14 protein-coding genes are annotated in these 14040 nt (G+C 55.7%); 3 read left to right on the forward strand and 11 right to left on the reverse strand.

The features are described from left to right. The 9 genes from DOU50_RS03810 to DOU50_RS03850 all read right to left on the reverse strand — a co-directional run. Positions 1-252 (reverse strand): carbon-phosphorus lyase complex subunit PhnI (locus tag DOU50_RS03810; RefSeq protein ID WP_194266122.1); only part of this gene is annotated, 252 nt, incomplete at its 3' end. Beyond that, entirely contained in the window at positions 252-836 is a 585-nt protein-coding gene (gene phnH / locus DOU50_RS03815) for a phosphonate C-P lyase system protein PhnH (protein ID WP_048990324.1), read from the reverse strand. The genes DOU50_RS03810 and phnH, both read right to left, overlap by 1 nt. Continuing rightward, complete coding sequence (gene phnG / locus DOU50_RS03820; protein WP_148768856.1) at positions 833-1285, reverse strand: phosphonate C-P lyase system protein PhnG; 453 nt, start codon at positions 1283-1285, stop codon at positions 833-835. The genes phnH and phnG overlap by 4 nt, the downstream gene beginning before the upstream one ends. Next, entirely contained in the window at positions 1286-2011 is a 726-nt protein-coding gene (gene phnF / locus DOU50_RS03825; RefSeq protein WP_020882813.1) for a phosphonate metabolism transcriptional regulator PhnF, read from the reverse strand. It lies immediately after the preceding gene. Positions 2012-2031: 20 nt separating this feature from the next. After that, complete coding sequence (phnE, locus tag DOU50_RS03830) at positions 2032-2811, reverse strand: phosphonate ABC transporter, permease protein PhnE (protein ID WP_023334213.1); 780 nt, start codon at positions 2809-2811, stop codon at positions 2032-2034. Positions 2812-2927: 116 nt separating this feature from the next. Beyond that, positions 2928-3944, reverse strand: coding sequence for a phosphonate ABC transporter substrate-binding protein (gene phnD / locus DOU50_RS03835; RefSeq protein ID WP_024906756.1), 1017 nt, complete (start codon positions 3942-3944; stop codon positions 2928-2930). A 24-nt stretch (positions 3945-3968) separates the two neighbouring features. Continuing rightward, entirely contained in the window at positions 3969-4757 is a 789-nt protein-coding gene (gene phnC, locus DOU50_RS03840; protein ID WP_148768857.1) for a phosphonate ABC transporter ATP-binding protein, read from the reverse strand. Between the two features lie 135 nt (positions 4758-4892). Beyond that, positions 4893-5330 (reverse strand): VOC family metalloprotein YjdN, encoded by a 438-nt coding sequence (gene yjdN / locus DOU50_RS03845; RefSeq protein ID WP_024906758.1) that lies wholly within the window; start codon positions 5328-5330, stop codon positions 4893-4895. An 80-nt stretch (positions 5331-5410) separates the two neighbouring features. Continuing rightward, positions 5411-5746, reverse strand: coding sequence for a zinc ribbon domain-containing protein YjdM (locus DOU50_RS03850; RefSeq protein WP_023310096.1), 336 nt, complete (start codon positions 5744-5746; stop codon positions 5411-5413). A gap of 596 nt (positions 5747-6342) precedes the next feature. Between DOU50_RS03850 and crfC the strand changes: the two genes are divergently transcribed. Then, complete coding sequence (gene crfC, locus DOU50_RS03855; RefSeq protein ID WP_148768858.1) at positions 6343-8697, forward strand: clamp-binding protein CrfC; 2355 nt, start codon at positions 6343-6345, stop codon at positions 8695-8697. Further along, a complete protein-coding gene (locus tag DOU50_RS03860) occupies positions 8694-9569 on the forward strand; it encodes a diguanylate cyclase regulator RdcB family protein (protein ID WP_024906760.1) in 876 nt (291 codons plus the stop codon). The genes crfC and DOU50_RS03860 overlap by 4 nt, the downstream gene beginning before the upstream one ends. 62 nt (positions 9570-9631) lie before the next feature. On the opposite strand, the gene kdgT is transcribed toward DOU50_RS03860, so the two are convergent. Continuing rightward, the gene (kdgT, locus tag DOU50_RS03865) at positions 9632-10624 is read right to left on the reverse strand and encodes a 2-keto-3-deoxygluconate transporter (protein WP_024906761.1); all 993 of its coding nucleotides are present in this window, start codon (positions 10622-10624) and stop codon (positions 9632-9634) included. Between the two features lie 649 nt (positions 10625-11273). Between kdgT and proP the strand changes: the two genes are divergently transcribed. Beyond that, on the forward strand, positions 11274-12776 hold the full coding sequence (gene proP, locus DOU50_RS03870) for a glycine betaine/L-proline transporter ProP (RefSeq protein WP_024906762.1): 1503 nt from the start codon (positions 11274-11276) through the stop codon (positions 12774-12776). 31 nt (positions 12777-12807) lie between these two features. On the opposite strand, the gene DOU50_RS03875 is transcribed toward proP, so the two are convergent. Further along, positions 12808-13761 carry a nickel/cobalt transporter gene (locus DOU50_RS03875; RefSeq protein ID WP_148768859.1) on the reverse strand — a complete coding sequence of 318 codons (954 nt, stop codon included), beginning with the start codon at positions 13759-13761 and terminating at the stop codon, positions 12808-12810. Positions 13762-14040 lie beyond the last annotated feature (279 nt).

Consider the following 14040-nt stretch of genomic DNA (forward strand, 5'->3'; position numbering starts at 1 on the left):
CGTGGTGCGGTAGGCGCGCAGCAGGAATATAGCTTCCACGTTATCGCCGCTGGCCTGCTTCAGGGCCAGCGCCGCCAGCTCGCGGTCGGCGATGCCACCTTCGGTCATCACCCGGTCGACGGCGAGGTTAAGCTGCTGTTCAATCTGGGCGACGCGCAGCTCGGGCAGCCGTTCATCGCCCCGTCGTCTGTGCGCCTGCAGCGCATGGGCGGCGGCGATGGCCTTCTCGCCCCCTTTGACGGCAACGTACATCAGCACACCTCCACGTGGGTGGTCCGCGGGATCGCCAGCAGGCGCTCGCCGCAGGTCAGGATCAGGTCAATGCCCAGCGGGAACGGGTGCGGGCGCTCGGTCAGCTCGTGAATGATGCACTCCGGCAGCTGTGGCGCGACCATGCGCTCGTCGGCGATGCCTGCCCCCGTGAGGCGCAGCATGCGGCCGCCGCTGAGGCTGGAGACCTGCAAAATCAGCGTGGCGCTGGTCTCCGGGGCGACGGCGCTGCCTTCGCTCAGGTCGTTGAGCTGCTCGTGGCTGATGTGCTCGTCGGCCACGGCAAAGACCGCCTGCCGGGGCTGATCGACCAGCGGGGCGCCGGTGTGAAAGCGCAGGTTCTGGCTGGCGATGTCGTTCGACAGCGCGCCCGAAAGCCATACCGGGGTGTCGTTATCGGCAAGCGTCAGCAGCACGCTGGTGGTGGCCAGATTCAGCGGCAGCCAGCCCTGGGAGAGCTGGTGCAGCGAAACAATCACGCCCGGCTCGCTCATCGCTTTCAGCAGGCGACGAAAACTGTGTTGGGCATCCTGGACGGCCAGGGTAAAAGCAGGTTGAAGCGTCATGCGTTGTCTCCGCGAACGAGCGTAAAGAAGTCGACCCGGCTGGTGTTTACTTCGGCCTGACGTGCGGCAATGCGCGCGGCGCGGTCGGCTTCCAGTGGGGCAATAAGGGTTTCCATTAACGTCTGGAAATAGGACTGTTCCTGTAAAAGCGCGTCGATCACCGCGCAGCGCTCGGCGTGCGCTTTGTCGCGCCCGAGCACGTAGCTGTAGCCCAGCGTGCCGCTGTTCAGGCGGATCGCCGCGCGGGTGAGGGTGGCGTCTCCGGCGAAGAAGCGCTCGCCGGTGCCGCCCATGCGCGCCTGGATCTGAACGAGGCCGATCTCCGGGGCGCGGAGGGTGTCGTAATCGGGTGCCAGACTAAGGGCGCTCATGCGGGCAGAGAGCGCGGCAGGCTGGCTGTGGGCCAGCACGCGCATCCAGCGCTGTCGGGTGGCGGTGTCGAAGTGCATTCAGTGCTCCATGGTGAATTCGATCATGTCGGCGCGGGTCAGGCTGACGGAGTATTCCGTCGCGTCGATCTCGCCGTCACGGTGGTTGAGGGTGCGTACGCAGAGCAGCGGGGCCATATTGGGAATTTCGAGCACCTTGCTCTCTTTCGCCTGCGCGCGACGGGCGCTGATGCGCGTCTGGGTGCGCTTGAGTGCAATGCCTGTCGCATCCTGAAGAAAATCATGCAGCGACCCGCTGGAGAAATTCTGCAGCACGGGCCAGAGGGCGAGGTCCGCGAAGTAGTGGTCTATCTGGCATACCGCCACGCCGTTAACGCGACGCAGGGTGCGCAGGTGGATGACGTTATCGCCCTCCTGAATCCCCAGCGCGTCCGCCACGTGGCTGGAGGCCGGACGCAATACCGAGAGCAGCTTTTCGCTGGTCGGGTGGCTGCCCTGATCAAGCAGGTTCTGGCTAAAGCGCGCCTGGGCGTTAAGCGGGTAGTCGAACGGGCGCATCAGCACCAGCACGCCCACGCCCTGACGGCGCTGGACCCAGCCGCGCTCGACCAGCTGGTCAATGGCGCGGCGCAGGGTGTGTCGGTTCACCTCATAGCGGTCGGCAAGCTGCTGCTCGGCGGGGAGGTAGTCTCCACAGCGGTAGTGCGTGCGCAACTCCACTTCGAGCTTTGCCGCAATCTCTTGCCAGCGGGTGGGGTAACTGGTCGGATGTCTGGATAAGTGCATAGAAAACAAAGCCTCGCTTCTCAGATGAAGTGCTTACGCAAACGTTGAGAGAGGAAATCCAGCAGGCTGACGGTGACGATGATGAGTACCATCAGGGCGCAGGTTTGCTGGAACTGGAAACCGCGAATCGCTTCCCACAGGGTGACGCCAATCCCGCCTGCGCCCACCATGCCGACCACGGTGGCGGAGCGGACGTTGGATTCAAAGCGGTACAGGGAGTAGGAGATCAGCAGCGGCATCACCTGCGGCAGAACGCCGTAGAGGATCTCTTCGATTTTGTTGGCACCCGTTGCGCGGATGCCTTCCACCGGGCCGGGCTCGATGGCTTCGACCGCCTCGGAGAGCAGCTTGGAAAGCACGCCGGTCGTGTGGATGAACAGCGCCATTACGCCGGCGAACGGACCCAGGCCGACAGCGACCACGAACAGCATCGCAAAGACCATTTCGTTGATGGCGCGGCAGGCGTCCATCAGGCGGCGCATGGGCTGGTATACCCACCACGGCACGATGTTTTCGGCGCTCATCAGGCCAAATGGAATAGAGAGAACGACGGCAAGGGCGGTGCCCCAGACGGCGATTTGCAGAGTGACCGCCATTTCGCTGAGATAGTCCTGCCACTGGCTGAAGTCCGGCGGGAAGAAGTCGGCGGCGAAGGTCGCCATGTTGCCCGCGTCTTTGAAGAGCAGCAGCGGATCCATTTCCGCGCCCTTCCAGGAGATAACCAGCACCGCCAGCAGGATGGCCCAGCTAATGAGCGAGAACCAGCTGCGCTTTGGCGGTGGGAGGGTGATGGTTTGCATGTTGGCTCCTTTGGTTTAGTCCCCTCTCCCTTGAGGGAGAGGGTTAGGGTGAGGGGGAAATGTGCGCGCTGATGCCCTCACCCCGGCCCTCTCCCACAGGGAGAGGGAGAAAGGCACTACTGCACCGCTTTATTCACGCTGGTCATCGCGCCGAGCGCGGCGGTCAGGCGGTCGAGGTCTTCAAGCTGGGCCTGAATCGCGGCCACTTTGCTGGTCTTCTCCTCGTCCTTCAGCCCTTTGTTGTCTTTCACGCCCTGCATCTCTTTAAACAGCGCCAGCTGGCGAATCGGGACCAGCTGCAGGTCGCTTGACGGGCGGAACGGTGCCCAGCCCAGACGTTCCAGGACCGCTTTCTCTTCCGGCGTTTTGCCATAGGTCATAAAGAAGTCGTACACCTTGTCCTTGGTGCTTTCGGACAGGTTTTTACGCCACACAATCGGGTCGCCGGGGATCAGCGGGGATTTCCAGATAACCTTGATCTCTTTCAGCTTGTCCGGTGCGGAGGTCTTCAGCTTGTCGAGGTTTTCGGTGTTGTTGGTGGCAACGTCCACCTGCTTGTTGGCGACGGCCAGAGCGTTGGTTTCGTGGCTGGCGTTGACGGTGCGCTTGAAGTCGCTGGCGGAGGCGTTGTTTTTGGCGAAGACGTAGTAGCCAGGGACAAGGTAACCCGAGGTGGAGTTCGGATCGCCGTTGCCGAAGGTCAGCTCTTTGCGTTTGGCGAGCATGTCGTTGAGGTTGTTGATCGGGCTGTCTTTGTTGACGATCAGCACGCTCCAGTACCCCGGGGAGCCATCTGCCGCGACGGTCTGGGCAAAGACCTGGCCGTTCGCGCGGTCCACCGCTTCCATGGCGGAGAGGTTGCCGTACCAGGCGATGTCCACTTTGTTAAAGCGCATCCCCTGGATGATGCCCGCGTAGTCCGGGGCGAAGAAGGCGTTCACTTTGATCCCCAGCTTGGTTTCCATATCTTTCAGGAACGGTTCCCACTGGGGTTTCAGGTTCTGCTGTGATTCCGTCGAAATAATGCCGAAGTTCAGCGCTTTTTCCTGCTCTTGTGCATACGCCGGGCTTAGGAGGGTGCTGAGGCTGAACATGCTGGTAAAGGCCAGCGCGGCAACGGCTTTGTAGCTCATGTACTTTCCTCGGATCGGGTTTAATTAAGCAGCCTGCGCGTTCTCTTCGACGCGGTTAACGCTGCGGTAGAGATGGTCAAAACGTTCGTTATCAAACTGATGGCTCGCGCCATCAAAGAACACGTGTCCCTGACGCAGGGCGACAATGCGTTCGCAGTAGCGCAGGGCGTAATCCACCTGATGCAGCGTGACCACCACGGTAATGCCGTCGTTCTGGTTAATGTCGCGCAGGGTCTCCATCACGATGCGGGCGGACTCCGGATCCAGCGAGGCAATGGGTTCGTCAGCAAGAATGATTTGCGCTTTCTGCATCAGGGCGCGGGCGATGGCGACGCGCTGCTGCTGTCCACCGGACAGGGTGGAAACGCGCTGGTGGGCGAAATGCGCCATGCCGACGCGGGTCAGCGCCTGTAAGGCTTCCTGCTTTTGGGAAGGGGAGAACCAGCGCAGGCAGGTGCGCCAGAACGGGGTGCTGCCAAGCGCGCCAATCAGCACGTTCTCCAGCACCGTCAGGCGGTTTACCAGGTTGAACTGCTGGAAGATGTAGCCCGTCTGGGCGCGGCTCTTACGGATATCGCTGGCGAGACGCCCCGCGCGCTGCACGGTATTGCCCAGCAGCTCGACGTGGCTTTCCGGCGTTTTATCGCAGATGATAAGGCCGCTTAAATGACGCAGAAGGGTGGATTTACCTGAACCAGATGGCCCGAGAAGCGCCACCATGTCGCCCTGCTGGACGGTCAGATCAACGGCATGCAGAGCCTTATTGTGATTGAAGGTCTTGCTCAGTTTCTCGACGCGGATGACAGTTTGCATGTGCTGGGCCTCATGATAAATGTGGCCTCATGCTGGCGCATCAATGTGACATTTGGGTTAAGTCTGGGTTGCGGGAGTTTGAAGAGTTGAGCGGAGTTTGATGACAGGCGGAGGCAGAACGCCCCCGCCCGAAAATTAGTGCTGCTGTTTAACGACGTTAATCATCCACGGCACGCCGTATTTATCGGTGACTTTACCGAAACCGTGTGCCCAGAAGGTTTCCTGCCAGGCCATTTCGATATTCCCGCCCGCGGCGAGGTTGTCGAACCAGCGCTTGCCTTCATTGACGTCCTGGGTATCGAGTACCAGCGTGAAACCCGCGTACTGAGCGTTGCTGCCCGGCGGCATCCCGTCGCTCATCATGATATCGCTGCCTGCAATGCGGACGTTGGAGTGAGCGATAGCGGAATCCGGAAATTTCATACCGGACGGACAGCCTTCCTCGCTGTTATCGCTTTTTGGCATTTCGCCGAAGGTGATTTTATAGAGAGGCTCTGCGCCGACGGCTTGCTGGTAGAAGGCGGTGGCCTCTGCGCAGTTGCCGGCGAAAGAGATGTAGGGACTTAACGGCATAATCTTTACCTCACGTAAGAAAAGCCCATTAAGTGTAGTTCCCGAAAGCCCGGTAAGCGAAGCGCCACCGGGCGGGTAAATCAGTTCTTTTTCACGAACTCTGATTTCAGTTTCATCGGACCGAAGCCGTCAATTTTGCAGTCGATATTATGATCGCCTTCCACCAGACGGATATTCTTCACTTTGGTGCCAATCTTCAGCATGGAAGAACTGCCTTTTACTTTCAGGTCTTTAATCACGGTTACGCTGTCGCCGTCCGCCAGCAGATTGCCGTTCGCATCTTTTACGACAAGTGCATCAGCATCGTGTGATGGTTCGGCATCATTCCATTCGTGAGCGCATTCCGGGCAGATGAACATGCCATTATCTTCATAGGTGTATTCAGAATTGCATTTCGGGCAGTGTGGGAGTGACATATCGGTATCCTCAAAAAGTGTAAACGCGCTGGAAGTGCCAGCTAAATGACGGCAGCGTGCCGAAAAAGGCGGCAAGTATAGCGCAAATCCACACGGTTGTCGGTGATATTGTGAATTAAAAAAGATGCAAAAAGCGTATCGGGAGTGACACTTCCTGTCAGTCAGTTAAGCGATGCTTACGTCATTAGCACGGTGGGAAAAAATTGATGCTAAATATATCGAATATTTTATTGCAGCAAATTGCTACGCCCCTCCATTTCGGATAAGGTGAAGCAACACATCGTTATTTATCTCCTGACCTCGCTGCCATACATATCTTTTGGCAGGGGCGTATTACCTCTCTTTTTAGATGGGTAAATAATGATGATATATCCTGAAGTTTCTTAAAATTGGGCTACGCTTTTTTCTTTTGGCTGTCAGGCCAGGAGGAGAGCTTTACACGCCATGCAAGGATAGCGAATTATTTCTGATTATCATCAATTAGTTATATTTCGGCGAACATGTTTTCCACACGTGATCATATAAGCCTGAACAACATAATTAATACCAGTGGCTTAATAAAAGTAATAAATTTGCGTTAAGGAAAGTCTTTTATCATGCACACACAGACCATTTTTGAATTAAGCCAGGAAGCCGAGCGTTTGTTACAGCTCGCCCTGCAAAATCTTGATACGTTGAAATCAATGCCGGCTGCGATGCTGGAGAGCACAGCGGCTGCCATTACGGGTGAAAAGAACAACGTTTTACCTTTGCATTTTAGCGCGCGCGGCGTCGATGCACAGCAGGCGATGCTGAATAATGAATTACGGAAAATAACCCGGCTGGAAATGGTTCTGGCTATTGTTGGCACCATGAAAGCGGGGAAATCGACCACCATTAATGCGATTGTAGGGACCGAAGTGTTGCCGAACCGCAATCGTCCGATGACGGCGCTTCCCACCCTGATTCGGCACACGCCGGGTCAGAAGGACCCGGTGCTGCATTTTTCACATGCCTCGCCGATTGATGAATTGATTCAACTGCTCCAGAAAAAGCTATGCGATTACGATCGGGGGAAGCTGGCCCAGCATCTTGAAATTGATAAAGACATGAATACGCTGCTGGAGCGCATTGAAAAAGGAGAAGCTTTTGAGAAGCATCACCTTGGCGCGCAGCCGATATTTCATTGTCTGAAAAGCCTCAACGACCTGGTGAGACTTTCCCAGGCGTTAGGTGTGGCGTTTCCGTTCTCTGAATATGCGGCTATCGAACATATTCCGGTCATTGAAGTGGAGTTCGTGCATCTTGCGGGTCTGGATGCTCATCTCGGACAGCTGACGCTGCTCGATACGCCCGGACCGAATGAGGCCGGACAGCCACATCTGCAAAAAATGCTCAACGAGCAATTGTCCCGTGCGTCGGCGGTGCTGGCCGTGATGGATTATACCCAGCTTAAATCCATCTCTGATGAAGAAGTTCGCCAGGCCATTTCCGCGGCGGGAAAATCAGTGCCGTTATATGCGCTGGTCAATAAATTCGATCAGAAAGATCGCAATAGCGACGATGAAGAGCAGGTCCGGGCGATGATCTCCGGTACCTTAATGAAGGGCAATATTTCACCTGGCCAGATCTACCCCGTTTCATCCATGTGGGCATATCTGGCGAACCGCGCGCGCTACGAGATGAATACCCACGGACAGCTGCCGGATCATCAGGAGCAGCCCTGGGTGCAGGATTTTGCCGAGGCTGCGCTTGGACGTCGCTGGCGCACGGCGGACCTGGACGATATCGATCATATTCGTCATTCTGCCGATTTGCTCTGGGAAGATTCGCTGTTTGAACAACCCATACGCAAATTGATTTACGCCGCCTATGCCAATGCCTCGCTATACGCGCTGCGTTCGGCTTCGCATAAGCTCCTTAATTACGCACAAAATGCCCGGGAGTACCTCGACTTCCGCTATCAGGGTCTGACGGTTGCCTTTGAGGCGCTGGAATTGAATATTGCACGTTTGGAAGAGGACACGGCGCTTCTTCAGACGCGCCAGTGCGTCGTGAGCGATGAGGTGAAACATGAAGTTGAGGAGGCGCTGAACGCCACTGCGGACTTTATGGGGGCCCAAAAAATCGCGCTTAACCAGGCGATTGGCGAGGTGTTCAGCGCTCGGCATATTCTTGATTTGGCAGGCATCGCTCGGCAGAACCCTCACGGTGGCGAGCCGCACGAGCTGAAGCAGCTGGTTCTGGACGATGAAGGGCAGGCGCAGATCGCGCTGAATAAAATCCGCTCCTCCTGCGAGCTGGTGATGCTGGATGCGCAGACGAAGATTTGCCGGGAACTGGCGTTACGCTTCGACCAGCTTGAGTCTACGCTGGCGCGTTCCCTGAACGAAGCCATGCGCCCTATCGAAGCACGTATTAAAGAGCATCTGAGCCATGCGGGTTTTCGGGCGCGAATCAGTTTCCCGGCGTTTCAGGCGAGCCAGCTTAACTTCAATACGCGGGCGCTGTTTAACGATGCGATTGCGCAGGATGACAGTCAGGCAGACCCGCCATCAGGCGGGAGCAGCATGCGGGAAACGGTCTCTCGCTGGCTCAATAATCCGGGCTGGGGCTGGGATGAGTATGTGGAAACGCGCACGCGCTATGTTATCGACATTGCGCAGCTACATGACAAATTTAAGCAACATATTGAGCAGTTTTGTGAACAAATACGTAAAGCTTTGTCCGCGCAGGTCGATGTCTCTGTTACGGCAGGAATGGCAACGTTCTTTGCAGAATTTTCGTTGTGCCTGACCGGGTTACAGGAAAGCTTGCGTGATAGCCTCGCAGTGCGTCAACAGAATGAGCATTCAACCCGAGCGCTCTGCCAGTTGTTGAAGCAAAGTATCACTACTGCGACGTGGATACAGGAAGATACCCGACTGTTACGCGATGATATTCAAACTCTATTCGCGGCAGAGCAACCATGACAACACCACTACTGGACGGCCCCGGGCGAACGCTGGAGTGTATTAATCCAAAATTTATGGTCGATCTGGTGCAGGGGGGAGACGCGGCGCGTCATCCTCACCTGGGACCACAGCAGCTTCAGTTTCGTGAGCGTTTGACGCAGGAAATCATGACGCATACCCGGCTACGCCCCTGGGCGATGGCGGGGATGCTCAATGAAAATGCGGGGCTGCGCCTGGGGCTGGCGGAAAAACTGGCCGGCATGCTTGATCCGGGTCATCTCGCGCTGACGCTGATGGCTGAGAAGCTGATTGCTTTGCGCCAGCAGACTCACCCGCGCGCCCCGCAATCCCCTGGGCTGATGCAGCAATACGGTGAACTCGCTTCTCATTTTACCCAACGCGCAGCATATAAAGAAAAGGCGCTGACCCAGCGCGGGCTCACGGTGCAGGCGGGCGAGCACAGTGAGCAGATTTTTACCCGCTGGCGGGCCGGGCACTATGATGGCTGGTCGCTGGCCGGGCGCTGTTTTATTGTCCTGGAAGAGCTGCGCTGGGGGGCATTTGGTGATGCATGCCGCCTCGCGAATGAAGATGTGGCGGCAATGCTTAAGGATAACCTGCGCAGCATGGCGGCTAACTATCTGGCGCAGGGCATTAATGCGTCACCCACGACCCGCCATTTCTATCACCAGTGGCTGACAACGCCGGCCTCTCCGGGTTTAATCGATCATAAAGACATGCTGGGGTGGCTGGGGGACTGGTGTCAGGCGGATCAACATCCGGTGAGCTGGTCAGTCACGCAAAACTGGCAGACCGTCGCGCTGGGTATGCCGAGGCTCTGTTCGGCAAAACGGCTGGTTGACGGGATGGTGGAAGAGATTTTTGGATGATTCCTTCCCCCTCACCCTAACCCTCTCCCCGCAGGGGAGAGGGGATGGTTTGGTGCGGTGTGTTAATGATTCATTTCTATTGGTTTCGGTTCAGGCTGGGCCTCTTGCATATTCCCGTAGCGTTTCGCATACAGCGCCGTGATGATTGGCACCAGAATCGCGGTGACAATGACGCTGGCGGCAACCAGCGCCGTCGCTGAAGCGGCCACCGGTTCAAAGGCCGGGTTAATCTGGGCAATAATCACCGGGTTTGCGACGGCAGCCCCTGCGGCTGAAGAGGCGGCGACGCCGGCCGTGCCGTTTCCTCCTCCGATCACGCGGTCGGCAATGATCAGCGGAATACCGGTAATGACGATCACGGCGACCCCCAGCACAATACCCAGCAGGCCGGTATCGAGGATAACCTTCAGATTAATGGTGTTCCCCAGTGCGAAGCCGAAGAACGGGATCAGCACCGGCGTGGCTTTGCTGAAGAAATCACGCAGATCGTGATCGAGATTGCCAAGGGCAAAGCCGATCAGGAAGGGCAGGATCGCGCCGACAAAGTGGTGGGGTTCAAAAGAGGCCAGGCCAGCAGACCCCAGGATCAGCATCGTCATCAGCGGGCCAGACTCAAGAGACATCAACACAAATGCGCCGGACTCTTCTTTCGTCCCGTACTGGTTCATCAGGCTGGCGTACAACCCACCGTTAGTCATATCCATTGCTGAGACAATCGCCAGAACCGATAATCCCGCGAAGAACCCGGTTTGAATTCCAGTCTCCGGGATGAACATCGCGCATATCATTGCTACCGCCCAGGCTACGGCTATTTTGGTTATCACCAGCGTGCCGGATTTCCGTATTACAGTACCTGTTGCCCGCAAATTAATGGATGCGCCGATACAAAAAAACCAGACAGCAAGAATCGGAACCGTGCCCGTTATCATGCCTTTTGTGAAACCGCCAAAATAAGCCCCGGTATCAGGGGCAAGGGTATTCAGGATGGCGCCCAGTACCAGCGGAACCAGCATCATACCGCCGGGTATGCGTTCTATCGTGGCTTTAATCTTCATGGACAAACCTCACATCGGAGCCCGCAGGACGGGTGACAGGTGTTAAAAATTAGTCAATAAATTCAATTAATTGCTCTTGTCGCTTGCGGTGTTTTTTCGATAATCCTGCACGCATAATTAAATGTGTGCTCTCGATTAACCTCATTCTGTAAAACATAAAACGCTGAATTCAGATTTATCATGCGATCATTGGAATATCGATTCAATGAAAATAAAACATCGTTTTAGTTATCTTTGTCACATATTCAATGTAAAACCTGAGTCCGGTTCCTGTTGATGGAAATTTATGTAAATTTGATGTGAATTAACGTGGTTTGTTTTTCTGTTACGAAAGAAATAATGACGTGCGTGAGGATGCTCTTTAGGTAGGTTAAGGAAGTGCTTATTGGCACTCCTTGACAAAAATTTGACTGGGTTGACCGGACGCGAAAATATGTGTGAAGTTGATCACAAATATAAACGCTGGTAGGGTAAAAAGGTCATTAACTGCCCAGGCAGGCGTCAACAGGTTCGGTTGTATCGGCGTAAAACGTCAATGTAAGTAAACCTGCTACGCTTGAATAAGGCGATTCGCATGGAGCGGATCCCATGGTTCACAGAACGCAAACTGGACTGTGAAACAGACAGGGCCGAGTCAACGAGGATAGCTATGCTAAGAAGGAAAAAGATTAAACCCATCACGCTTCGCGACGTCACCATTATTGATGACGCAAAGCTGCGTAAAGCCATTACCGCAGCCTCGCTCGGTAATGCGATGGAATGGTTCGATTTTGGTGTCTACGGCTTTGTGGCCTATGCGTTAGGTAAAGTGTTTTTCCCCGGGGCCGATCCCAGCCTTCAGATGATTGCCGCACTGGGTACGTTCTCCGTTCCCTTCCTGATTCGCCCGCTGGGTGGACTGTTCTTCGGTATGCTCGGCGATAAATATGGCCGTCAGAAAATCCTTGCCATCACCATCGTCATTATGTCGATCAGTACATTCTGTATCGGCCTTATCCCGTCTTACGCCACCATCGGCATTTGGGCACCGATTCTGCTGCTGATTTGTAAGATGGCTCAGGGCTTCTCCGTGGGTGGTGAATACACCGGCGCCTCGATCTTTGTTGCCGAGTACTCTCCGGACCGTAAGCGCGGGTTTATGGGAAGCTGGCTGGACTTCGGCTCGATTGCCGGGTTTGTTCTGGGCGCGGGCGTGGTGGTGCTGATTTCAACCGTAGTGGGGGAAGCGAACTTCCTCGACTGGGGCTGGCGTATCCCGTTCTTCCTGGCATTGCCGCTGGGGATCATTGGTCTCTACCTGCGTCATGCGCTTGAAGAAACGCCCGCGTTCCAGCAGCACGTCGATAAGCTGGAACAGGGTGACCGCGAAGGGCTGCAGGATGGTCCGAAGGTGTCGTTCAAAGAGATTGCCACTAAGCACTGGCGCAGCCTGCTGACCTGTATTGGTCTGGTGATTTCGACCAACGTGACCTACTACATGCTGCTGACCTACATGCCGAGCTATCTGTCGCATAACCTGCACTACTCGGAAGATCACGGTGTCTTGATTATTATCGCCATCATGGTCGGTATGCTGTTTGTGCAGCCGATTATGGGCCTGTTGAGTGACCGTTTTGGCCGTCGACCGTTCATTATTCTGGGAAGCGTTGCGCTGTTTGCGCTGGCAATCCCGGCATTTATTCTGATTAACAGCGATGTGCTGGGGCTAATTTTTGCCGGTCTGCTGATGCTGGCGGTGATCCTTAACTGCTTTATCGGGGTGATGGCCTCAACGCTGCCCGCGATGTTCCCGACCCACATTCGCTACAGCGCGCTGGCCGCGGCCTTTAACATCTCGGTGCTGATTGCCGGTCTGACCCCAACGCTTGCCGCCTCGCTGGTGGAGAGCACGCAGAACCTGATGATGCCGGCTTATTACCTGATGGTGATCGCGGTGATTGGTTTGATTACCGGTATTACCATGAAGGAGACGGCGAATCGTCCTCTGAAAGGCGCCACGCCTGCGGCATCGGATATTCAGGAAGCGAAAGAGATCCTGCGGGAGCACTACGATAACGTAGAGCAGAAGATTGAGGATATTGACGCAGAGATTGAAGAGCTGCAGAAAAAACGCTCCCGACTGGTGGACCAGCATCCACGCATCAACGAGTAATAAAAAAACCCGCCAACGGCGGGTTTTTTTATTAGCATCCGGCGGCGATGTAGTCGCCATTGGCACTGATGGGGATCACCGTCAGGAACAGCACCGTCGCGAACAGGATCAGGACTATCCCTCCGGCTATTTTGACTGCCGGTACGAGCCATCTTAATGAGGTGCTTTCTCCGAACCAGCTCACCGTGCGCTCGCGGGCGTAGCGTACTGCCAGTGAAAGCCCCACGATAGAAAGCGCGGTTCCCAAAGACATGGTCATGACTGCGGCCACCCCCCAGGTGACAATGCCCAGCGCGTTCGAAAACATCAGAATCATGATCGCCCCGCTGCACGGGCGTGCGCCAATTGCCAGAATGACACCCAGGCGTGTTTTCCAGTCGCTTTGTGTCAGGTTTGCCCCCACGCCATGATGACCGCAGCCACAGTGCTCATCGTGCTGATGAAGCGGTTTGATAGCTGAGATCGTTAACCTGTGTGGACGCAGGCTCTTCAGCGCCTGGTAAATAACAAACGCGCCAAATGCGCCAATAAGCACTGCGCTTATCTTCTCCACGTACCAGCGGCTGGTACTGATATCCCCTGAGGCGAGGTTAAACCCCACCGCCAGAATAAAGACAAACAGAATGGCGCTCACGCCCTGCATCAGGCTACCCAGGAAGGGGACGACCCGGGCGGCCAGCTCGCTTTCCTTATTTGTAGTCAGGTAGGTCGTCACAATGAATTTTCCATGCCCGGGGCCAATGGCGTGGAGAACGCCATAAAGGAAAGCTCCCGTTAACAGCCATAATCCGCCGCTGTACTGGTGGTTATTAAGCTGCAGCAGATACATCACCAGATAACGGTGCAGCGTAATTTGTGTGGCGAGACACCACTGGATAAAAGCGTTCCAGTGCGCATGCAGGGTAAAACCGGCAAAGAGGATCGCCAGCAGCATCACTCCTGCTGTAGGGAGACGCCAGTCACGGGCGAGGCGTTGTGTGGTCATGAGGATGGGCCTGCACAGAGGAGAGTATTTGCCGCTAGTATAGTTGATCTTCCCGCTCAATTCGTAGGATCGCATCGCGATCCGCTCATGATTGTGGATAACTTTGTGTATAAAAGGGTATAAGGCGGGGTTTTGCTGGGGAATGCAGCAGTCAGTAATTTTTTTTCAACTTTTCGGTTGCGGTCGTTCGGGAACTCCCTATAATGCGCCTCCATCGACACGGCGGATGTGAATCACTTCACAAACAACCCGGTCGGTTGAAGAGAAAAAATCCTGAAA

Source organism: Enterobacter sp. C6, from assembly GCF_008122455.1.
GTDB classification, from domain to species: Bacteria; Pseudomonadota; Gammaproteobacteria; order Enterobacterales; family Enterobacteriaceae; genus Enterobacter; species Enterobacter pseudoroggenkampii.

Excerpts from the sequence above, each read along its gene's own strand:
- DOU50_RS03860 (WP_024906760.1), top strand. The coding sequence starts at position 8,694 with ATGACAACACCACTACTGGACGGCCCCGGGCGAACGCTGGAGTGTATT.
- phnG (WP_148768856.1), bottom strand. The coding sequence starts at position 1,285 with ATGCACTTCGACACCGCCACCCGACAGCGCTGGATGCGCGTGCTGGCC.
- phnF (WP_020882813.1), bottom strand. The coding sequence starts at position 2,011 with ATGCACTTATCCAGACATCCGACCAGTTACCCCACCCGCTGGCAAGAG.
- yjdN (WP_024906758.1), bottom strand. The coding sequence starts at position 5,330 with ATGCCGTTAAGTCCCTACATCTCTTTCGCCGGCAACTGCGCAGAGGCC.
- DOU50_RS03875 (WP_148768859.1), bottom strand. The coding sequence starts at position 13,761 with ATGACCACACAACGCCTCGCCCGTGACTGGCGTCTCCCTACAGCAGGA.
- DOU50_RS03850 (WP_023310096.1), bottom strand. The coding sequence starts at position 5,746 with ATGTCACTCCCACACTGCCCGAAATGCAATTCTGAATACACCTATGAA.
- phnC (WP_148768857.1), bottom strand. The coding sequence starts at position 4,757 with ATGCAAACTGTCATCCGCGTCGAGAAACTGAGCAAGACCTTCAATCAC.
- phnE (WP_023334213.1), bottom strand. The coding sequence starts at position 2,811 with ATGCAAACCATCACCCTCCCACCGCCAAAGCGCAGCTGGTTCTCGCTC.
- kdgT (WP_024906761.1), bottom strand. The coding sequence starts at position 10,624 with ATGAAGATTAAAGCCACGATAGAACGCATACCCGGCGGTATGATGCTG.
- crfC (WP_148768858.1), top strand. The coding sequence starts at position 6,343 with ATGCACACACAGACCATTTTTGAATTAAGCCAGGAAGCCGAGCGTTTG.
- phnD (WP_024906756.1), bottom strand. The coding sequence starts at position 3,944 with ATGAGCTACAAAGCCGTTGCCGCGCTGGCCTTTACCAGCATGTTCAGC.
- phnH (WP_048990324.1), bottom strand. The coding sequence starts at position 836 with ATGACGCTTCAACCTGCTTTTACCCTGGCCGTCCAGGATGCCCAACAC.
- proP (WP_024906762.1), top strand. The coding sequence starts at position 11,274 with ATGCTAAGAAGGAAAAAGATTAAACCCATCACGCTTCGCGACGTCACC.